Below are 20,798 nucleotides of genomic sequence, written 5' to 3' on the forward strand. Positions count from 1 at the left end.
TCGCCGTCTCGCGCCGGGCAAGATTATAATTGGAACCGGTTCCATATTGCGACGATTTGTCGCAATTAATAAGTGTGCGAGATGAATCAATCGTGCTACGCGGCATGCATAACTGCCACGTTATTCATCGATTTGCGCGGACGGCGGGAGACGCAGCAAAGCGACGTCTACGAGTTATTCCATGTGCCGCGAAGGCGCATCGGATGTCGGCATTGTTAAATCGTGCGACGAGTTGGGGAAGCCGAACTAGCCCGATGTACTGCGCGAGGGCACGCCTTAACGATCGGGCACCAACGCAGTGCATGCGACTAATGCTTCGCGGCAACAAGCGTCGCTCAAACTGCGCATTCAGCGCCTCTTTAGCCATTCCTTATCCGTCGCTTAAATCGGCATGGAAGTTGCGTTGATCGACCCGACGCCTGGTTGCCATCATCGCGAGCCTGGTTTGCGCCGGCATGGGCGCATCCCTGTATTGCGAGCAAGCGATGAAAGCGCGGTTCGGACTGCGATTAAATGCAGGCCGCCGCATAGCGGTTACTCGATCGGGCGATAAAGATTGCAGCGGCATGCTCGCATGCTGCACCATACCGAGCAGCGCAAGCGCTGTTCAGTGTTATTGCGTCGATCGAAGAAGCGCTTGAGCGAAGAGCGGTCGCCGCGCGGGTGAACCGCGTGTGCAACCGGGCCGGACGATGGCGGGCACAACGATTGGATGACCGGTTATGACGCAAGCTTTCTTCAGCGAGATGTTCGAACGCAGCGACCTGGACGTGCGCGGCGTATCGGCAGCAGCCTTTCCGCAGGCAGGCGACCCGCGGGCTCACTACCGCGAGTTCTTCACATGGATGTCCGGGCAGAGCGAGCAGCAGATTCGCAACAAGCGCGCGGAAGCGGATCTCAATTTCCGGCGCGTCGGCATTACGTTCGCCGTGTACGGCGCGAAAGACGAAACGGGTGTGGGCACCGAACGCACCATTCCCTTCGACGTCATTCCCCGCATCTTTCCCGCACACGAATGGGCCGCGCTCGAAAACGGCCTGCGTCAGCGCGTGAATGCGCTGAACCGGTTCATCTACGACATCTACCACGATCAGATGATCGTGCGCGCGGGGGTGATTCCCGCTGAGCAGATTGTCGGCAACGCGCAGTATCGTCCGGAGATGCAGGGCGTGAAGGTGGCGCGCGACATCTACGCGCACGTGGCGGGCATCGACATCGTGCGGGCCGGCGAGGGCGAGTTCTACGTGCTCGAAGACAACCTGCGCGTGCCCTCGGGCGTGTCGTACATGCTGGAGAACCGCAAGATGATGATGCGGCTCTTCCCGGAACTCTTCGCGCGCAACCGCGTGGCCCCCGTGGCGCACTATCCCGACCTGCTGCTCGACACGCTGCGCGCAGCGGCGCCCGAAGGCGTGGACAACCCCACCATCGTCGTGCTCACGCCGGGCATGTACAACTCCGCCTACTTCGAGCACGCGTTCCTCGCGCAGCAGATGGGCGTGGAGCTGGTGGAGGGCCAGGACCTGTTCGTCGACGACCATCACCTCTACATGCGCACGACGCAAGGCCCGCAGCGCATCGACGTGATCTACCGCCGCGTGGACGACGACTTCCTCGACCCGCTCGTGTTTCGCCCGGAATCCACGCTGGGCGCGGCGGGCCTGCTCGACGTGTACCGCGCCGGCAACGTGACGCTGTGCAACGCCGTAGGCACGGGCGTAGCCGACGACAAGTCGATCTACCCGTACGTGCCGGACATGGTGCGCTTCTACCTGGGCGAAGAGCCCATTCTCAACAACGTGCCCACCTGGATGTGCCGCAAGCCGGGCGACCTGCAGTACGTGCTCGACCATCTGCCCGAACTCGTGGTGAAGGAAACGCACGGCGCGGGCGGCTACGGCATGCTGGTGGGCCCCGCGTCCACGAGTGCCGAAATCGAGGCGTTCCGCGCCGCGCTCATCGCGCATCCCGACAAGTACATCGCGCAGCCCACGCTTTCGCTCTCCACGTGCCCGACTTACGTGGAAGCCGGCATCGCGCCGCGCCATATCGATCTGCGTCCGTTCGTGCTCTCCGGGAACGAAGTGCGCATGGTGCCGGGCGGGCTTACGCGCGTTGCGCTGCGTGAAGGGTCGCTTGTCGTCAACTCGTCACAGGGAGGCGGTACGAAAGATACCTGGGTGCTGGAGCGATAACGCCTGCTCGCCAGCCGGCAGCGATACCGGCACCTTCGATACATCGATTCAACGCCATTCAGGAGCACCCATGCTGAGCCGTACTGCCGACCATCTCTTCTGGATGGCCCGCTATACCGAGCGAGCCGAAAACACCGCGCGCATGCTGGATGCGAACTACCAGATGTCGCTGCTGCCGCAATCGGACGAGTATGCGGGGCTGGGCTGGCGCGCCATGCTTTCCATTTCGGAACTCGCGGGCAACTTCGCGGCCGCGCACCAGGGCGCCGGCATGAAGAGCCGCGACGTCATCGCGTTCATGTCCGCGGACCTCGCCAATCTCTCATCGATCATCAGTTGCCTGCGGGCGGCGCGCGAAAACGCTCGCGCGGTGCGCGGCTCCATCACGACGGAATTGTGGGAGACCATCAACACGACGTGGCTCGAGGCGCAACGCATGCTGGCCGAAGGCGTGCTGGAGCGCGACCCGTGCGAATTCTTCGAGTGGGTCAAGTTCCGCTCGCATCTCTCGCGCGGCGTGCAGGCCGGCACGATGGTGAAGGACGACGCGTTCTGCTTCCTTCGCCTCGGCACGTTCATCGAGCGTGCGGACAACACGGCGCGCATTCTCGACGTGAAGTTCGAGATGCTCGAGCAGCTCGAAAAGTTGGGCGGCGCGAACGCGCAGCCCGCGGCGCAGTCGCTTGCCCATTCGCTCGATTACTACCACTGGGCCGCGGTGTTGCGCTCGGTCTCGGGCTTCGAGGTGTATCGCAAGGTGTATCGCGACGTCATCACGCCGGAGCGCGTGGCGGGTCTTTTGATCCTGTTCGGCGACTGGCCGCGCTCGCTCGCGGCGAGCCTCGAGGAAACGAAGCAGATTCTTGGCCGCGTGCGCAACACGCGCTCGGCCCAAACCGAAGCGCTTGCAGTGCAGCTTTACGCGAACGTGCGCGACTCGCGCATCGGCGACATTCTGAGCGGCGGGCTGCACGCCTGGCTCGTCGATTTCCTCGCGCGCGTGAACGAACTGGCAAGCTGCATCAGCCGCGATTTCCTCGTGCCGCTCGCGCCGGAAATGGAGCAGCAGCAGGCGGCGTAGCTCGTGCCCATGCAGCGGTCAGGGCCGCGAAGCAACAGGCGCCGCAGCGCTTGCGGCGACCACGCGATGCACGAAGCGCAGCTTGTCGATGACGGGCGGCGGCAGCGTGAACGGATACCCGTCGGGCATCCCGAGGCTGCGGTTCAGGCTGTTGAGTACATAGGTGAGCGGAAACCAGCGCGCCATCAGGTCGTCGAAGCTCGCTTCGTCCACCGGCGTGCGGTCCGTGAGGGTGGGTTCGTGCGGTCGCTCGGGGATGAGCACGAGCCCGCATGCGGTCGCGGTATCCAGGGTGTCCACAATATGCAGATAATGCGCCCACGTTTCGGCCCAGTCTTCCCACGGGTGCATGGTGGCGTATGCGCTGATGTACGACTGCGCCCACTCGGCGGACGGCCCGTCGCGGTAGTGCGCCTCGAGCGCCGCGCCGTAGTCGGCGCGTTCGTCGCCGAACAGCTTGCGGAACTGCGCGAGCCAGCGCCGGCCCGTGACCAGCCGGTCGAAGTAGTAGTGGCCCGTCTCGTGGCGGAAGTGGCCGAGCAGCGTGCGATATGGCTCGCCCAGCGCGGAGCGGGTCTGTTCGCGATGCGCGTCGTCGGCCTCGGCGATGTTGACCGTGATGACGCCGCGGTTGTGTCCGGTCATGACCTTCTTGTCTTCGGCGGTGTCTTCGAGAAACTCGAAGGCGAGACCGCGCTTCGGATCTTCCAGACGCGATCGCACCGGCAGATTCAGGGCCATCAGCGTGTAGAGCAGGCGCCGCTTGGCCGCTTCCAGCCGATACCAGTAGAGCCGGTTCTCGGACCGCTCGAGGTTCGGAATGGTGCGCGTGAAGCGGCACGAGCGGCACAGCGTGTCGGGGGCATCGGCGGGGATCATCCAGTTGCAGACGTTTTCCACCGCGTAGTTGTGGCACTGGCGAAAGAGCGCGCCGTGGGCGGTGGCGTCAGATCCGGCCGCCTCGTCCGGCATGCGCGGCTGCCCTGCGCCGATGCGGCGCCACAGTCCCTCGCCCGCCTCTTCGAAAGCGCTGATCTCGCCGCTTTGCGGCACGTAGCCCAGCAGGGCGGCGCATCGCTCGCAGCGCACGTTCTCGAAGAAAACAAGCTGCTGGCAGCGGTCGCAATGGAACGTTTTCATTATTTGGCTTCCGTCATCGGTCGTCACAATCATTCCACAGGCGGCACATGTCGCGCACGCCGGCGTCACGGTAAACACGCGTTGGCCGTGCATTATCGTGCGGCTTCACGGGGCTCGCGCTCCGGTCATCACGCTTATCGCTATCGGCAGCATGGGCCTGGCTTCGTGCCGCCGCTTTCGCTTCTTCCCGCTTCGCGGGGTTCATTCGGGAATCAATCGAGGAGTCCGGTGTGTCCATTCGTGTCGCGTTGAACCATGTCACGCAGTATCGCTATGACCGGCTCGTCGGGCTCTCGCCGCAGGTGGTACGGCTGCGGCCCGCGCCCCATTGCCGTACGCCCATCGTCTCGTATTCCATGCGCGTGGAGCCGGCGGAGCACTTCATCAACTGGCAGCAGGACGCATTCGCCAACTACCAGGCAAGGCTCGTGTTCCCCGAGCGCACGCGCGAATTCCGCGTCACGGTGGACCTCGTGGCCGAACTGGCCGTGTACAACCCGTTCGATTTCTTCCTCGAACCCCATGCGGAGCATTTTCCGTTCTCGTACCCGCCGGAACTCGCGCAGGAGCTTGCGCCGTATCTCGTGAAGCGCGAGCCGACGCCGCTTTTTGCGGACTTCGTCGCGAGCATCGACCGTTCGCCGCGCAAGACAATCGACTTCCTCGTCGACCTCAACCAGCGCCTGCAACACGAGATTCGCTACCTCATTCGCATGGAGCCCGGCGTGCAGACGCCCGAAGAGACGCTGCAAAACGCCTCCGGTTCCTGCCGCGACACGGGGTGGCTGCTCGTCGAAACGCTGCGCCAGCTTGGGCTGGCGGCGCGCTTCGTGTCCGGCTACCTGCTGCAGTTGAAGCCCGATACGAAGTCGCTCGATGGTCCGAGCGGCGCCGAAGTGGACTTCACGGACCTTCACGCCTGGTGCGAAGTGTTCCTGCCGGGCGCGGGCTGGATCGGGCTCGATCCGACCTCGGGGCTGCTCGCGGGCGAAGGCCACATCCCCGTGGCCTGTACGCCGGAGCCCGGCAGCGCGGCGCCCATTTCGGGCGCCGTGGACGAATGCGAGGTGGAGTTTTCGCACACCATGTCGATCCAGCGCGTGCTGGAAACGCCGCGCGTCACGAAGCCGTACACCGAAGAAAGCTGGGACGGCGTGCTGAAAATGGGCGCCCAGGTGGACGCAGATCTCGCGGCCATGGACGTGCGCCTCACGATGGGCGGCGAGCCGACCTTCGTTTCGGTACGCGACCGCGACGCGCCCGAATGGAACACGGACGCCCTCGGCCCCACCAAGCGCGGCTATGCCGTGGCGCTGATGGACAAGCTGCGCGCCCGCTACGGCGCGAAGGGCTTTCTGCACGTCGGCCAGGGCAAGTGGTATCCCGGCGAGCAGTTGCCGCGCTGGGCACTGTCGCTCTACTGGCGCACGGACGGCGAGCCGTGCTGGCACGACCCCACGTTGTTCGCCGACGAACGGGAACCGGCGTACTACACGTCCGACGACGCCCAGCGCTTCATCAACCACCTCGCGGGCAAGCTTGCGCTGGACCCGCAATACGTCCAGCCCGGTTACGAGGACGTCTGGTACTACCTGTGGCGCGAACGGCGCCTGCCCGTGAACGTCGATCCGTTCGATTCGCGGCTCGACGACGAACTGGAGCGCATGCGCCTGCGTCGCGTCTTCGACGCCGGCCTGCAGGCCGTGACGGGCTACGTGCTGCCGCTTGCGCGCGAACGCGAGGCCGCGCGCGGCCAGCCGGCGCTGCAAGGCGCACGCTGGGTGAGCGGCCCCTGGTTCTTCCGCGACGAGCGCATGTACCTGATCCCGGGCGACTCGCCGATGGGCTACCGTCTGCCGCTGGATTCGCTGCCGTGGGTCACCTCCAGCGATTACCCGTGGCAGCACGCGCACGATCCGTTTGCACCGCCGGTGCCGCTGCGGTCCGCGGCGGAACTGCGCATGCAGTACCAGGACGCGGGCGTGGCCGCCACCGGCGACGAAGCGCTGGCGCTGGCCGATGAAGTCGCGCTCGAAGACATGGGCCTTGCCGAGCGACTCTCGGCGTTCGCAGAAAGCGGCGCGAGCGGCTTACAGGGCGCAGGCGACGCGCCATACGCGCGCGGCGCGGGCGGGGGCGACACCGGCTCCGCGGACGGCACGCCCAACCGGCCGCCCGCACGCGGCGAATCGGCGGCGTGGATCACGCGCACGGCGCTGTGCGTCGAGGCGCGCGACCCCGCCCGCGCGGCGGGCCCCAAGGTGGAAGACGACGCGTTCGGCAGCGGCCGCAAGCTGCTGCACGTGTTCATGCCGCCGCTCACCGCACTCGACGACTATCTCGACCTGCTCGCCGCCGTGGAGGCCACGGCGGCAGAGCTGGGCATGAAGGTCATGATCGAAGGCTATCCGCCGCCGCGCGACCCGCGCCTGAAGCTGCTGCAAGTCACGCCGGACCCGGGCGTGATCGAGGTGAACATCCATCCCGCGTCGAACTGGGATGAACTCGTGGACCACACCGAGCACCTCTATCAGGTCGCGCACGAATCGTATCTGTGCACCGAGAAGTTCATGATCGACGGCCGCCACACCGGCACGGGCGGCGGCAACCACTTCGTGCTGGGCGGCGCCACGCCCGCGGACAGCCCGTTCCTGCGCCGCCCCGATCTGCTGGCGAGCCTCGTGGCGTACTGGCACAACCATCCGTCGCTCTCGTACCTGTTTTCCGGGCTTTTCATCGGACCGACGAGCCAGGCGCCGCGCGTGGACGAAGCGCGCAACGATCAGGTCTACGAACTTGAAGTCGCGTTCGCGGAGATCCAGCGCCAGCTCGATCTGCTCGGCACGTACGGCGATGCGTCGGACACGCGGCTGCCGCCGTGGCTGATCGACCGCACGCTGCGCAACATCCTGATCGACGTGACGGGCAACACGCACCGCGCGGAGTTCTGCATCGACAAGCTGTATTCGCCGGATGGCCCCACTGGCCGCCTCGGCCTGCTCGAACTGCGCGGCTTCGAAATGCCGCCGCATGCGCGCATGAGCCTTGTCCAGCAATTGCTTTTGCGCGCGCTGGTAGCCCGTTTCTGGAGGGCGCCGTACACCGCGCGCCTCACGCGCTGGGGCACGGAACTGCACGATCGCTTCATGCTGGGCACCTTCGTGCAGATGGATTTCGACGACGTGCTTGCCGATCTGCGCGAAGCCGGCTACGCGTTCGAGCGCGAATGGTTCGCGCCGCATTTCGAGTTCCGCTTTCCGCTCGTGGGAGAACTGGACACGAACGGCATGGCGCTGACCGTGCGCCACGCGCTGGAGCCGTGGCACGTGATGGGCGAAGAGGGCGCCATGGGCGGCACGGTGCGTTACGTGGATTCGTCGGTGGAGCGGCTCGAAGTGCGCGTGCTCGGCCTCAACGGCAGCCGCCACGTGGTGACCGTGAACGGCGAGCCGCTGCCGCTGCAACCCACCGGCCGCGTGAGCGAGCACGTGGCCGGCGTGCGCTTTCGCGCGTGGTCGCAGGCGACGTCGCTGCATCCCACCATCGGCGTGCACGCGCCGCTCACGTTCGACATCGTGGACACATGGAGCGGGCGCTCCGTAGGCGGTTGCCAGTATCATGTCGCTCATCCAGGCGGGCGCAACTATCAGACCTTTCCGGTCAACGCGTACGAGGCCGAAAGCCGACGGCGCGCGCGTTTCTTCACCATCGGTCATACGCCTGGACCTGTGGAAGTCGAACCGTGCACGCGCAGCCTCGAATTCCCGTTCACGCTGGATCTTCGCCGCGCCTGAATTGACCGACCCGACTGACGTACTGGCCCAAACACGCGATCAAACGCACCCAAGACCTTGGCTTTTCAATCGACCCTGCCGTTCGAGTCCACTGCGGACCATGCCGAAGCACTCGCGCTGTTGCGCATCCTGCCTGCCCGTGGCGGGCACTGGGATGAGCTGCGCGACGCTGCCGGCGCGATTCGCGAGCCGTGGCGGCGCTTCTTCGGCCTGCTCGGCGAAGACGGTGTGGCCGGGCTCGACGAGGCGGCGGCGTCAGTGGTGCAGCAGGTCCGCGGCAACGACATCACGTACAACGTCTATGCCGACAAGGGCGAGCCGCGGCCCTGGGCGCTGGACCTGCTGCCGTTTCTGATCGACGAAGACGAATGGGCGCGGATCGAGCGCGGCGTGGCGCAGCGCGCGAAGCTGCTCAATGCGATCGTGGCCGACGTCTACGGCGAACAGACGCTGTTGCAGCGTGGCTTGTTGCCGCCCGCGCTCGTGTACGGCCACCCCGGCTATCTGCGCGCGATGAAGGGCTTTACGCCGCCGGGCGGCCAGTATCTGCAGATCGTGGCCGTGGATCTGGCGCGCGCGCCTACGGGCGAATGGACCGTGATGTCGCAGCGCACCGAAGCGCCCTCGGGCCTCGGCTATGCGCTGGAAAACCGGCTGATCGTCTCGAGCCTCTTTACCGATGCGTTCCGCTCGCTGCGCGTGAGGCGCCTTGCGCCCACGTATTCGCAGCTCATCGCCACGCTCGCCCAGGCCGCGCGCGCCACCATGCGCGAAGACGAACGCAAGGCAAAGGGCGACTCGCCGCACATTGCGCTGCTCACGCCTGGGCCCTTCAGCGAGACTTATTTCGAGCACGTATTCCTCGCGCGCTACCTGGGCCTCACGCTCGTGGAGGGCAAAGACCTCACGGTGCGCAACGACATGCTGTACCTGAAGACGCTGGGCGGGCTGGAGCGCGTGCACGGGCTGCTGCGCCGGCTCGACGACGCGTTCTGCGACCCGGTGGAACTGCGGGCCGATTCGACCATCGGCGTGCCGGGGCTGCTTCAGGTGATGCGTGCGGGCAACGTGATGGTGTCGAACATGCCGGGCGCGGGCTTCGTGGAATCGCCCGCGTTGCATGGTTTTCTGCCGGGCATTTCCGCGGCGGTGCTCAACGAGCCGCTTGCGCTGCCCAGCGTGCCGACATGGTGGTGCGGCGAGGAAGCCGCGCGACAACAGGCGTTCGCGCATATCTCCGAAGCCTTCCTCGTGCCCACATGGCCCGGCATGCAAGGCGGCAGCACGGGTCCCGGCGCGGCCAACATTCCGGCAGGCATGGCGCGCGGACCGCAGCGTCTCGCGGATTGGGCCGCGCGCATCGAACAGGCCGCGGACGCGTTCACCATCCAGCAGCCGTTGCCGTATTCCTGCACGCCGCGTTACGAGGACGGCACGCTGCGCGGCCGGCCCTCGGTGCTGCGCGTCTACGCCATTGCCGATCTGAACGGCGAGTGGCACATGCTGCCGGGCGGCTTCACGCGTCTTGCGGCGGAGCATCAGACATCGGTTTCCATGCAGTTCGGCGGCAGCAGCGTGGACACCTGGGTGCTGTCGAGCCAGCCGGGCTCCACCTTCTCGCTGTTGCCTTCGCCGATGAAGCCCGGCGACCTCGCGCGCCGGCATCGCATGGTATCGAGCCGCGCGGCGGAAAACCTGTTCTGGGGCGGCCGTTACGGCGAGCGCGCCGAGAACAACGTGCGGCTGTGCCGGCTGATACTGGGGTCGCTGGAAAGCAACGACGCCGACGAAATGTTCGGAACCTTAACGGAACTCGCGGCGCAGTGCGGGCTGATTCCATCGGTGGATACGCTCGCGCGCAGCTCGCCTCACGCGTTCGAGCGCGTGCTCGTCGCGAACCTGCACGAGAACGCGGGGTACGCGAGCATCGGCCAGAATCTGGCGAGCCAGGCAAGAGCGAGCGGCGAGGTGCGTGGGCGGCTTTCCAACGACCACTGGCGCACCATCCTCGCCGCACGCAACGACTTTCGCGACGCGCTGGACGGGCTGTCGCTCGCGCCGGGCGGTCAGCGGCAGATGTTCGAGAACGGCGGTCAGGGCGGCGGTAACAGTAACGGCAACCACGGTGCCGCCCGCGACCGCTACGAGCCCTACGACCGCATGAAACTGATGAAGGCGCTGGAAGATCTCGCCACGCAACTTTCGGCTATCAGCGGGGCGCAGGGCGACCGCATGACGCGCGACGAAGCATGGCGGCTGCTTTTCGTTGGCCGTCACATCGAGCGGGTGGCCACGATGACCACGTTCCTGCACGTCATCGCAAGCGAAGGCCGGCTGGCCACGCCTGCCGGCTTCGATCTGCTGCTGCAACTGTTCGACTGCACGCTCACGTATCGCTCGCTTTATCCGGGTCGCTTCGAGGTGCCGGCGCTGCTCGATCTGCTCGTGATCGACCCGACCAATCCGCGCGGCCTCTATGGCGTGTACGACCGGCTGCGCAAGAAGCTGGACGAAATCGCCGTGGCCGCGGGCGGCACGCGGCGTGCGCCGTTTGCTGAACTCATGCCGCCCGTTGCGGCGCTGCCCACGCTCGAGCAGCTCTGCGAGCCTGGGGAGAACGGCCGCTTTCCGGTGCTGCTCGATCTCTGCGAACAACTGGGTGCCTACGTGGCCGCGGCATCCAACGAGATCAGCGCGCGCTACTTCAGCCACGCGAATTCACTTGCCGAGCAGGTGGCCCCATGAGCGGCGACGTCGTGCTGACCGTTTCGCATCACACCGTGTACCGCTATTCCACGCTCGTGGAAACCGCGCAGCATCTCGCGACGATCCGCCCGCTCACGTGTGCGTGGCAGCGTGTGATGGCGCACAGCGAGCGCATCGAACCCGAGCCTTCGTACCGAACGAGCCGCGTGGACGCGTTCGGCAACGACCTGCTCTATTTCTCGTTCGACTCGCCGCACGATTACCTCAAGATGACGAGCGAGACCACCGTGCTGCTGTCGCCGCGCTGGGCGTCGCTGGATCCCGACGCTACGCCGCCTTGGGAAGAGGTCGCGCAGGCGCTGCGTTTTCGCGCGGGCGGCGCGTTTCATCCCGAGACCGAGTTCTGCTTTGCGTCGCCCAACATCGCGCTTCTGCCCGAGCTGCGTGCCTATGCACAGCGCAGCTTCACGCCGGATATGCCGCTTGCGGCCGGTGCGATCGACCTCATGCATCGCGTTTACGCCGACTTCGAATACAAGCCCGCGGCGACCACGTTCGATACGCCGGCCGCGCGCGCCTTCGAACTCAGACACGGCGTGTGTCAGGACTTCGCGCAGGTGATGATCGGCTGCCTGCGCACGCTCGGTTTGCCTGCGCGGTACGTGAGCGGCTATCTGCGCACCGATCCGCCCGAAGGCACGCCGCGCTTGATCGGCGCGGATGCATCGCACGCGTGGGTTTCCGTGTTTTGCCCCGGCGTGGGCTGGATCGATCTCGATCCGACCAACGACGTGCTTGCCGATCTCGATCACGTCACGCTCGCCACGGGGCGCGACTATAGCGACGTGTCGCTGCTGCGCGGCATGATCCTGGGCGGCGGCGAGCACCAGGTCGAAGTCGCGGTGCACGTCACGGGCGGCGCGCCGACGCTGGTTTAGTCCGCTCTGCGTGTGCTTGCGCGCACACCGTAACCCGGCGTTACCAAACTCGCAGACCCGTTGCACCTCTCCATCGCTTCGATGCGTAGACTCCCGTCCACGGCCCCTCGGGCCGGACGTCGCATGGCGCGCGGCATGTGCCGCGCCATGCCTACGATCCATCAGCCGACAGGAGTGCCCCATGCTGCCACCCAGAAACCGAACGGTGACCGCGCTATTCGACAATGTGGAGATGTGCGCCGAGTACAGCGAAGAGACGGGGCGCCTTCGTATTCTGCGCGACGGCGCGCTGCTTCACGAATGGTTTCCGCCCAACTCGTGGTTCGCAATTGCGTCTGTGGCGGGCGCGCGCAACTGGGGCACGCAGCCCGACGAAAGCGAATTGCGCGCGTTGCTGGACAGCGAGATGTCGACGTTGCGTGCCGACTGAAGACGACGCGCAACGTGCACGTTCGCGCGAGACATCGTCGAATGACGCTTCAATGAAAAAAGGTGGGCGGTTTTCACCGTCCACCTTCTACAGCACGTGGGTCACCAGGGCGACTCCACGCTGTGCATACCGATAGCGCGCGACGCAACCGATAAGCGCGTCGTGCGTTCGATGCTTACTGCAGGAGCTTCAGCACTTGCTGCGGCAGCGAGTTCGCTTGTGCGAGCACCGAGATACCGGCTTGTTGCAGCACTTGCGCCTTCGAGAGGTTCGCCGTTTCCGAAGCGAAGTCGGCGTCGACGATCTGCGACTTGGCAGCGTTCAGGTTGGTCGATTCCGTCTGCGTGTTGCTGATGGCCGACTGGAACGTGTTCTGCGTTGCACCCAGCGTTGCCTGGAAGTTGTTGACTTGAGCCAGCGCTGCGTCGATCGCGGTGATCGCGTTCTGTGCACCCGAGGTGGTCGAGATGTCGATACCCGAGACGCCGAGGCCCGACGCGTTCCACGTGGTCGAACCGAAGTTCGCCGTGATGGTCTGGTTGGCCGATGCGCCGATCTGGAAGTCCACGCTGCCGAGGCCGCCGAGCACAGCCTGACCGTTGAACGTGGTTTGCGTTTCGACGCGGTTGATTTCCGTCAGACGCGTCGTGACTTCCGTCTGCAGATTCGCTTGCGCTGCCGAGCCGAGCGAGCCGTCGCCCGATTCCACGGCCAGCTGGCGGATACGCTGCAGGTTGGCCACGGTCGACGAGATCGCGCCCGAGGCCGTTTGCACCATCGAGATGCCGTTGTTCGCGTTCATCACGCCTTGATTCAGCGCGTTGATGGCGGCCGTCTGACTGGTCGCGATAGCGAGGCCGGCGGCGTCGTCGGCGGCGGTGTTCACGCGCTTGCCCGACGAGAGACGGTTGATGGCTTGCGACAGGGCGTTTTGCGAACCGGAGAGGTTCGTCTGCGTCGTCAGCGACAGAATGTTGGTGTTGATGTTAAGCATGAATCCCCTCGATGGAGTGCGGATGTGCGTTTGATAACGAGTTAGGTTGCCGGCGATGTACTTGTCGGTCCGTGGACCAGCAACCTGTCCGTGTTATCGGCGCCAGATCGAACAACTTGAGAGAGATTGTTTGGGGTACTGCGAAATGGTGGGGAAGATCCGGACACGAGGCCAAAAAAATACCGGCCAGGTGGCCGGTACAAAATCCTCGTACTACATCCGAGCACCGTACGCCCTGTCGCAGGAATCGCGCGGTGTGTAAGCATTATGCGGGTTTCGGCCGCGATTCGACAAGCGAAACATACCCTGTATGGTGCAGGTCATTACGATCTCTTCCTCGCTGTTGCTCGAGTTTTTCGTTGTGCTCCGATGCTTGTGGGCACAGTTCTTAAGCGTTACTTAAGGTATGTTCTGCTATGCGAGCGGTGCATCATGCGCGCTCTGATGGTCGGCGAAAAGACGCGCAGCCGCGCTTCCGCGCTCGAGCAGCCGCGCCGATAAAACCGCTTGCACGCGATCAGCGTTTTGTCTGTTCATTCGAGTCGGACGAGCCGCACAGGATGGCCCCCATGGTTGTCTCCGAAGCATGGGTACGTGCGTTATGGCTTCCCGGCGCTCTGCTTCGATGCTGACGCCTTCGCTATTTGAGCACCATCATCTGCACGATCTTCACGACGACGAGGCCTACGGCAATCACGAGGTAGCCGCGCAGCACGGCCATCCATACGCGGCTTGCAAGCGTGAGTCTGGGCGGCGGCAACTCGTGAAGCGGCGGCATGCGCCAGCTTTCGCGCGACGCTTGTTCATGGGCGGCGGCGCTTGCCGTTGCAGCGTCCGTTGTTTCGCGACAAACGTAGCGCGACGCGAGCGTCGCGATGCCGCCCACCACCGCGAGCAGCATGCCGCCCGCGAGCACGGCGATGATCGTGTGACCGCTGATGTCCGGATACATCACGGCGGCCGTGAGGATGACTGAGAGCATCACGAGCACCCAGATAACGGCTCCGGTGAAGACGTTCAGCTTCATCGTGTTCGCCCACGGCCCGAGCACGGCCTTGTCGTTGCACAGCAGAAGCAGAAACACCGTGGCGCTCGGCAGCAGCACGCCGGCCAGCGTTTGCACGGCTTCCGTGAGCAGACCGAGCGGGCTGCCCGGAATCAGCACGAGCGCCGCAGCGGCGGCCACGATACCGAAGTACACGAGGTAGAAGCCCTTCGCATCCGATACGCCCCGATGCAGCGAGTGGCGAATCTTGAACACGTCGCCGATCGCATAGGCCGTGGAGAGCGATACGGCCGCCGCGCCGATGATGGCGGCATCGAACAGCGCGATGGCGAACAGCACGGCAGGCGTGCGGCCCGCGTACTTTTCGAGGCTCGCGATCACGCCGCCTGCGTCCGTGAAGTTGCCGGCCTCGGGCTTGCCGGCGTAAAGCGCCGCGCAGAAGGCGATCATCGCCACGGCGCCGATCAGCACGAATGCGATACCGATCCACAGATCGATCTTCTCGTACTTCATGAAACGCGGCGTGATGCGCTTGTCGATGACGTAGCTCTGCTGGAAGAACAGCTGCCACGGCGCCACGGTCGTGCCCACGATGCCGATGACGAGCAGCATCACGTCCGAGAGTTTGCCGTGCGAGGGCCAGCCGGGCACGAAGAAGTCATGCGCCATCTGACTCACGGGCGGATGAATGGTGACGAGCACCGGCACGAGCAGCAGGCTCAATGCACACAGGAACACCGCAAAACGCTCGAAGCGCTGGAAGTTGCCGGTGCTCACGGCGGCCATGGTGAGCGCCGCCGCAATGCAGACGCCCGCAATCTTCGACACGCCGAAGAAGTCGAGCACGAACGTCATGCCGATGAATTCGGTGACGATGGTGAGCGCATTCAGCAGGAACAGATCGATCACGCTGAAGGCGCCCCAGAACTTGCCGAAGCGTTCGAAGATGAGACGCGCGTGGCCCACGCCCGTCACCGCGCCGAGACGCAACACCATCTCCTGATTGACGAACAGTACCGGCACGAGCAGCAGCATGGTCCACAGAAGCGAGGTGCCGTAGTTCTGCCCGGCCTGCGTGTAGGTGCCGAATGCGCCGGCGTCGTTGTCGCCCACCATCACGATGAGGCCGGGGCCCAGAATGGCGAGCAGCGTGCGTAGCCGCGCGCCCCAGTGCGTGCGCGGCGCCGTGTCGTGGTGGGCGATGGTGCCGAGCGCGCCCTTGATGTCGCCCAGGTGGGCGTCATCCAGAACAGCGCTACGTTGAAGGGGGCGTGGTGGTGAAACGTTCGCTGGCGTGGACATTGTTTTTCTCCCCGAGTGGCGGTTTGTCGATTGAGACGGATGTGCGCTTGCGGCGCGTTACGCGAAGTGCTTCATGAGGCTGCGCCAGAGCCATGCAAGCGGCCGCGATTCACGGGGCTGCAGCGAAAGCAGGGTGTCGTAGTGCGCGTGCGATTCGTGCACGCGAGGCAGTTGGGAGACAAGCAGACCGAAGTTCATGATGTTTCTCCGTGCGTCCCGGGACGCATTGGGCGAAAAGCCAGCAGACGGAGAAAGGCGCTTTGCGCGCGCAGTGGAGGCGTCTACTCGCTTTCCTCAGGGAAATAGGAAAGGGGCCCTGTCGGGCAATTCGTGCACGTCGTGCATAAGGGTTCAGGGTCGCTATCGGACATTCCGGCTCCTTTATCGCGCGCCCCGCACGCTGGTTCAGAGCGCATGCGACGGACGCGTTGGTTCACGCTCGCGCCCGCTGCCTCGCATGAGGCAAGGCGGCAAGGCACGGACGAACGACGCCCACGGCGCGAGCCACGGGCGCAATGGCCATGTGGATGCCCGCAACGAACGAACGCAAGTTGCGGCGCGCCACATGGCGCGAACAAAGGTGCACGAAGGAAGGGACTGCGACGCGCACCGTCTGCCTGCTGGCAAGACGGCGGCTGGAAGAAGAGAGCGCGGACGTCCTGCTGGTCAGGCAGTGAGACTGTTCGAAGATCGACTACTGCAGGTATCCAAGGCATTCGCCCCGCTTGTGAAGATGCTCGAATTTTAGGCGCCCGCCGAATAGCAAGTCAACGACTTCGATAAGCAGAACAAAGATATCTTTGTGCCTTTGTTTCTCGCGTCACACATCGGCCGGGCAGGTCGAAGCGCGAAAGCGAAATGAAATAAATGCCGGTAAATGAATAACTCGTGAATAATTCGCGCCGTCGCGCGTTTACGTGATTTTTGCTTGTCGTTCCGTTCACGCCCCGCATACAATCCGGCCGTTTTCAATGGAAAGGAAGCCCTCGTGGACGCAGGCTCGTGTAGTGAATGTTCCTCGCCGGTTCGGGCCGGCGGCATGACCGCGAGATAGCGGGCAGGGTCTCTCCTTCGCCGCTAGCTCGCCGCAGTCGGTTAGCGCGCTTCATTCCGGCGCTCTCGCGCCACGCGCGCGATGCGCTCGGGTTGTTTCAGCGTCTTGCTCCTGGGTTGACGGTCGCTCGCGGTCTGCTGCCGCGAGTGCCGATAGTGTCTCCGTGCGTTGCATCCGCGCAGCGGTTTGCTTCGTTGTCGCGCAAACCGCTGCGGTTTTCATGGCCGCGCCATACGCAACGTGTCTGATCGAAACCTGCCGGAGTGCCGGCGGATAACCTTGGCATCACACTCATGAAGAAGAAACTCAAGACGAGCCTGCTGCGTGCGGGTGCTCCCGCGAGCCTGTGCATGCTGCTGTGCGTGGGCATCGTGCCTGGCGCATGGGCCGACGACAACAACGGTGCTGCCGCCGCGGCATCGGGTGCAGCGACGACTGGAGCGTCCGGCGCGCAGGCACAACCCGACACATCGGCCGGCGCCTCGACCGCGGGCTCGCAGCAAACCGAAGCGGCACCCACGGGTCTGTGGGACCGCTCGAACCTCTTTGGCGACATGGGCGGCCTGCGTCCGTGGCTCGGCAATTACGGCATCACGCTCGGCTTGCAGGAAACGAGCGAGTACCTGAACAACCTCTCCGGCGGCGTGAAGCGAGGCGGCGCCTACCAGGGCGTGACGCAGTTCGGCCTGGGGCTCGATACGCAAAAGGCCTTCGGTTTGCCGGGCGGCACCTTCAACGTGTCGGCGTTCCAGATTCACGGCACCAACCTCACGTCGCGCAATCTGCAGACGCTGCAAAGCGCGACAGGCATCGAAGCGGATGCCACTACGCGGCTCTGGGAACTCTGGTATCAGCAGTCGTTGCTGGGCGGGAAGGTGGACGTGAAGGTCGGGCAGCAGAGCCTCGACCAGGAATTCATGTCCACGCAGTACGGCAACACCTTCATGAACGCGACGTTCGGCTGGCCGGTGCTGCCGTCCAGCGACCTGCCCGCGGGCGGCCCGGCTTATCCGCTGTCGTCGCTGGGTGTTCGCGTGCGTGCGGCCGTGTCGGATTCCGTGACGGTGCTCGCGGGCGTGTTCGACGGCAATCCCGCGGGCGACGGCACCGGCGACGCGCAGAAGCTGAACGCGCACGGCACCAACTTCAACCTGCACAACGGCGCGCTCTTTATCGGCGAAGTGCAGTACGCGATCAACCAGCCGTCGTCGGACGCCTCCGCGCCGCAGCCTGCCGGCTTGCCGGGCACCTACAAGCTCGGCTTCTGGTACAACACGCAGCGCTTTGCCGATCAGCGGTTCGACAACACCGGCCTCTCGCTCGCCAATCCCGCGAGCACGGGTACGCCGGCATCGCATCGCGGCGACTACAGCTTTTACGCCGTCGCGGATCAGATGGTGTGGCGCGCGAGCCCGGACAGCCCGCGATCCATCGGTGTGTTCGCGCGTCTCATGGGTGCGCCGGGCGACCGCAATCTCGTCGACTTCGGCATGAACGCGGGCGTCACGCTGAAGGCGCCGTTCAAGGGACGCGACAACGACGTGGCGGGTCTCGCCGTGGGTTACGCGCACATCGGTTCGCACGCGCGAGGCGAGGCGAGCGATGCCGCGGCGTTTACGCCGGGCACGCCCTCGCGCAGCGCCGAAACGGTGGTCGAAGCGACGTATCAGTATCAGATCGCGCCATGGTGGCAAGTGCAGGCCGACTTCCAGTACGTGTTCCGACCGTCGGGCGGGATTGCGAATCCGCAGAACGTGACGGAGCGTATCGGCAATGAAGCGATTGTCGGGTTGCGTACCACGGTCGCGTTCTGACCTGCGCCTGCATGGCATTGCATTGCGCTGCGTGGCCCGCGTGGCCTGCGTGCCTCACGAACCAGCGACGTTGTCCGCGGCGGCGGTCTCTTCGGCGTCGTCCATCGTATGGAAGCGGAACGTGCCTTTGCCGGCTTCCTTGGCGTGGTAGAGAGCGGCGTCGGCGCGCTTCATCAGCACTTCCATCGTATCGTCCGGCGTGGCGAACGATATGCCGATGCTCACGCCGATGCGCGCCAACGTGCCGCTTTGTAGTCGATACGGTCCCGAGACTTGCTGGATGATGCGACGCGCCAGCGCCGCGCCGAGTGCGCGCGTGGCGCTTTCGATCACGATCGCGAATTCGTCGCCGCCGAGGCGCGCCACGATCTCGCCCTGCCGCAACAGGCGGCGTAATCGCTCGGACACCATCCGCAGCACTTCGTCGCCGGCGTGGTGGCCCAGCGCGTCGTTGACCTGCTTGAAGCCGTCCAGGTCGAGATACATCACGGCCACCGTGGCCTGCGGCTCGCGATCGCGTATGGCGAGCAGGCGTTCCAGCTGCTCGCACAGGTCGCGCCGGTTGAGCAGCCCGGTCAGCGGATCGTGCGAGGCCCAATAGAGAATCTGGGCCTGCGCTTCGCGCCGCTGCGTCACGTCTTCGATGATGATCACCGAGCTGCCGTCCGGCACCGGGTTGCGCGTCATCTCGAGCTGGCGTCCGTCGGTGAGTTCGAGGTCGAGCGGACCGGCTTCGCGCGCAAGCCATGCGGTGCAGCGCTTCACGAGTTCCTGGCGCAGCGTTTCGCCAAACCTCACCAGGCCCACGTGGCCGATGAATTCGGGCAGCGGCACGTTCAGCTTCAGCGCTTCCACCGTGGCGCCGAACAACTGCGCCGTGCGACGGTTCGCGATCACCACGCGATTCGCGTTGTCGAGCGTGCACAGGCCGAGCGGCATATGGGCGAGCGCGGCGTCGAACCGTGCGGCGAGTTCGGCGTGCTTCTGCTCGGCGCTCATCAACGCCACGAGGCCGGTGTAATGGCGGCGCACCACGGAGACCATCGCCGCGAGATAGAGGCCGAGCGGCGGCATGAGAATCCACCAACCGCCGCGCCATGCGAGCAGACCGCCTAGCCCGATGGGCAGCGCCCCCAGGCACAGCTGCGTGATGGCGAGGCGCGGCACGGCCGCGTTGCGCGATGCGATGCCGCCCAGAATGCCCGCTGTCACCATGATGGCGAGCGTGGCGAGCTGCGCGTCGCCGGACATCACGCACGCCATGGTTCCCAGTCCGAAAGAAACGCACGCCACCAGCCCGGCGGGCGCGTACCCGCGTGCGCAGGGCATGGGGTCCACGACTTCCTTGCGGCTGCGCGCCATGAAGCCACGAATGATGACGAGCCGTGTGGCCAGTATCGCGAGGTCGGTGACGATCCAGAGCGCGGCCCACAGATGATGCAGCCGCGCGAGCGCAACGAATGCGACGAACGTGCTGGCAATGCCAGAGAGCAGCAGCGGCTGCGTGTTTTCGAACAACGTGGAAAGCAACGACGCACGAATCGAGCCGGCGACGGTGGTCTTGCCGCACGGCGGTGTGGCAAGGATGGAATCGAGTATGAACGGTCCGTCGGACATGGTGTGGCCCTGCTGGTGGCCGTTTGCGTGGCCCCCTTTTTGTGGCCTCGTGTGGAGTTGCCTTTCCTGGTTGAAACCGTTCGTCGCCCTAAGGACCGGTTCGCGCAGGTCTCTGCCGCCCGGGCGGACGGCTGCTTACTTCGTTTACGGCCGCCGCGGCGCTTTCTGCACTCGGTGTAAACGCCCAAGGGGCGCGGGGTCCTGCGCCGGCATCCTCGCCGGCCACGATTGTTCATGCGGCCGCAATTGTGATTTCAATCTATCGGCATAGTTTTTCGATAGAGCTGCTCTAAACTCCCCTCCAACGTCGCTGCTGCCTGAAGCGAGTTGCTGAACGGCGCAGTGTCCCGAATCGAAATTACTTTTGGAGGTTGTCATGAAGACCAAGCTCATCGCCGCTGTACTCGTCGCTGTTTCCGCCGCTGTTGCGGCTCCTGCGTTCGCGAGCGGGTACGGCCCGGCTCCGTTCTATCGTCCCGCCGACGGCGCGCCCGCTTCGCAACGCGGACAAAGCTCGCAGACGGTGGCGTCCGAGCAGAACGCCCAGGCCGGCGCGGCCACCGAAGCGTTCGGCGGTGTGGCGGACGGCGCGTCGCAATCCGGTGCGCGCCACGTGGCCTCGATTGCGAGCGACGTGTACAAGGGCCATTGATCGCTGATGCAACGGGCGCGGGCCGCGTGTGCGGTCCGCGCCGTCGAGATCCGACGTTCGATAACGAGGTGGCGC

General features: G+C 65.1%; 13 protein-coding genes. 8 read left to right on the plus strand and 5 right to left on the minus strand.

The window, feature by feature from the left end; all coding sequences use genetic code 11:
- The first annotated feature begins 722 nt into the window (after positions 1 to 722).
- Positions 723 to 2,195, plus strand: a complete 1,473-nt coding sequence (locus tag U0042_RS04025) for a circularly permuted type 2 ATP-grasp protein (RefSeq protein WP_114809972.1) — start codon at positions 723 to 725, stop codon at positions 2,193 to 2,195.
- A 70-nt stretch (positions 2,196 to 2,265) separates the two neighbouring features.
- Entirely contained in the window at positions 2,266 to 3,276 is a 1,011-nt protein-coding gene (locus tag U0042_RS04030) for an alpha-E domain-containing protein (RefSeq protein ID WP_114809973.1), read from the plus strand.
- 18 nt (positions 3,277 to 3,294) lie between these two features.
- Here the strand turns inward: U0042_RS04030 and U0042_RS04035 are convergent, their stop codons facing one another.
- Complete coding sequence (locus U0042_RS04035) at positions 3,295 to 4,416, minus strand: zinc-binding metallopeptidase family protein (protein WP_114809974.1); 1,122 nt, start codon at positions 4,414 to 4,416, stop codon at positions 3,295 to 3,297.
- A 230-nt stretch (positions 4,417 to 4,646) separates the two neighbouring features.
- On the opposite strand from U0042_RS04035, the gene U0042_RS04040 reads away from it, so the two are divergent.
- From U0042_RS04040 to U0042_RS04055, 4 genes are all read left to right on the plus strand, one after another.
- On the plus strand, positions 4,647 to 8,210 hold the full coding sequence (locus U0042_RS04040; RefSeq protein WP_114809975.1) for a DUF2126 domain-containing protein: 3,564 nt from the start codon (positions 4,647 to 4,649) through the stop codon (positions 8,208 to 8,210).
- Between the two features lie 57 nt (positions 8,211 to 8,267).
- The gene (locus U0042_RS04045) at positions 8,268 to 10,955 is read left to right on the plus strand and encodes a circularly permuted type 2 ATP-grasp protein (protein WP_114809976.1); all 2,688 of its coding nucleotides are present in this window, start codon (positions 8,268 to 8,270) and stop codon (positions 10,953 to 10,955) included.
- Positions 10,952 to 11,854, plus strand: a complete 903-nt coding sequence (locus U0042_RS04050) for a transglutaminase family protein (RefSeq protein WP_114809977.1) — start codon at positions 10,952 to 10,954, stop codon at positions 11,852 to 11,854. Before U0042_RS04045 ends, U0042_RS04050 begins: the two co-directional genes overlap by 4 nt.
- Before the next feature lie 181 nt (positions 11,855 to 12,035).
- Complete coding sequence (locus U0042_RS04055) at positions 12,036 to 12,284, plus strand: hypothetical protein (protein WP_114809978.1); 249 nt, start codon at positions 12,036 to 12,038, stop codon at positions 12,282 to 12,284.
- A 175-nt stretch (positions 12,285 to 12,459) separates the two neighbouring features.
- On the opposite strand, the gene U0042_RS04060 is transcribed toward U0042_RS04055, so the two are convergent.
- The 3 genes from U0042_RS04060 to U0042_RS04070 form a co-directional block, all read right to left on the minus strand.
- Positions 12,460 to 13,278: a flagellin domain-containing protein gene (locus U0042_RS04060; protein WP_327205029.1), complete on the minus strand. Its 819-nt coding sequence runs from the start codon at positions 13,276 to 13,278 to the stop codon at positions 12,460 to 12,462.
- Positions 13,279 to 13,918: 640 nt separating this feature from the next.
- The gene (locus U0042_RS04065; RefSeq protein WP_114809980.1) at positions 13,919 to 15,586 is read right to left on the minus strand and encodes an NRAMP family divalent metal transporter; all 1,668 of its coding nucleotides are present in this window, start codon (positions 15,584 to 15,586) and stop codon (positions 13,919 to 13,921) included.
- Positions 15,587 to 15,643: 57 nt separating this feature from the next.
- A complete protein-coding gene (locus U0042_RS04070; RefSeq protein ID WP_198665246.1) occupies positions 15,644 to 15,784 on the minus strand; it encodes a hypothetical protein in 141 nt (46 codons plus the stop codon).
- A gap of 1,149 nt (positions 15,785 to 16,933) precedes the next feature.
- On the opposite strand from U0042_RS04070, the gene U0042_RS04075 reads away from it, so the two are divergent.
- The gene (locus tag U0042_RS04075) at positions 16,934 to 18,454 is read left to right on the plus strand and encodes a carbohydrate porin (protein WP_114809982.1); all 1,521 of its coding nucleotides are present in this window, start codon (positions 16,934 to 16,936) and stop codon (positions 18,452 to 18,454) included.
- Positions 18,455 to 18,508: 54 nt separating this feature from the next.
- Here the strand turns inward: U0042_RS04075 and U0042_RS04080 are convergent, their stop codons facing one another.
- Positions 18,509 to 20,071 carry a diguanylate cyclase domain-containing protein gene (locus U0042_RS04080; RefSeq protein WP_198665247.1) on the minus strand — a complete coding sequence of 521 codons (1,563 nt, stop codon included), beginning with the start codon at positions 20,069 to 20,071 and terminating at the stop codon, positions 18,509 to 18,511.
- A gap of 376 nt (positions 20,072 to 20,447) precedes the next feature.
- On the opposite strand from U0042_RS04080, the gene U0042_RS04085 reads away from it, so the two are divergent.
- A complete protein-coding gene (locus U0042_RS04085) occupies positions 20,448 to 20,723 on the plus strand; it encodes a hypothetical protein (RefSeq protein WP_114809983.1) in 276 nt (91 codons plus the stop codon).
- The last annotated feature ends 75 nt before the right edge of the window (positions 20,724 to 20,798 follow it).

Origin of the sequence: Paraburkholderia kururiensis (assembly GCF_034424375.1) — a bacterium.
In the GTDB taxonomy this organism is placed as follows: Bacteria; Pseudomonadota; Gammaproteobacteria; order Burkholderiales; family Burkholderiaceae; genus Paraburkholderia; species Paraburkholderia kururiensis_A.

What these genes read in the sequence shown, in the direction of transcription:
- U0042_RS04035 (WP_114809974.1), bottom strand. Translation starts at nt 4,416, where the DNA reads ATGAAAACGTTCCATTGCGACCGCTGCCAGCAGCTTGTTTTCTTCGAG.
- U0042_RS04060 (WP_327205029.1), bottom strand. Translation starts at nt 13,278, where the DNA reads ATGCTTAACATCAACACCAACATTCTGTCGCTGACGACGCAGACGAAC.
- U0042_RS04075 (WP_114809982.1), top strand. Translation starts at nt 16,934, where the DNA reads ATGAAGAAGAAACTCAAGACGAGCCTGCTGCGTGCGGGTGCTCCCGCG.
- U0042_RS04055 (WP_114809978.1), top strand. Translation starts at nt 12,036, where the DNA reads ATGCTGCCACCCAGAAACCGAACGGTGACCGCGCTATTCGACAATGTG.
- U0042_RS04065 (WP_114809980.1), bottom strand. Translation starts at nt 15,586, where the DNA reads ATGTCCACGCCAGCGAACGTTTCACCACCACGCCCCCTTCAACGTAGC.
- U0042_RS04050 (WP_114809977.1), top strand. Translation starts at nt 10,952, where the DNA reads ATGAGCGGCGACGTCGTGCTGACCGTTTCGCATCACACCGTGTACCGC.
- U0042_RS04030 (WP_114809973.1), top strand. Translation starts at nt 2,266, where the DNA reads ATGCTGAGCCGTACTGCCGACCATCTCTTCTGGATGGCCCGCTATACC.
- U0042_RS04025 (WP_114809972.1), top strand. Translation starts at nt 723, where the DNA reads ATGACGCAAGCTTTCTTCAGCGAGATGTTCGAACGCAGCGACCTGGAC.
- U0042_RS04070 (WP_198665246.1), bottom strand. Translation starts at nt 15,784, where the DNA reads ATGAACTTCGGTCTGCTTGTCTCCCAACTGCCTCGCGTGCACGAATCG.
- U0042_RS04085 (WP_114809983.1), top strand. Translation starts at nt 20,448, where the DNA reads ATGAAGACCAAGCTCATCGCCGCTGTACTCGTCGCTGTTTCCGCCGCT.
- U0042_RS04080 (WP_198665247.1), bottom strand. Translation starts at nt 20,071, where the DNA reads ATGTCCGACGGACCGTTCATACTCGATTCCATCCTTGCCACACCGCCG.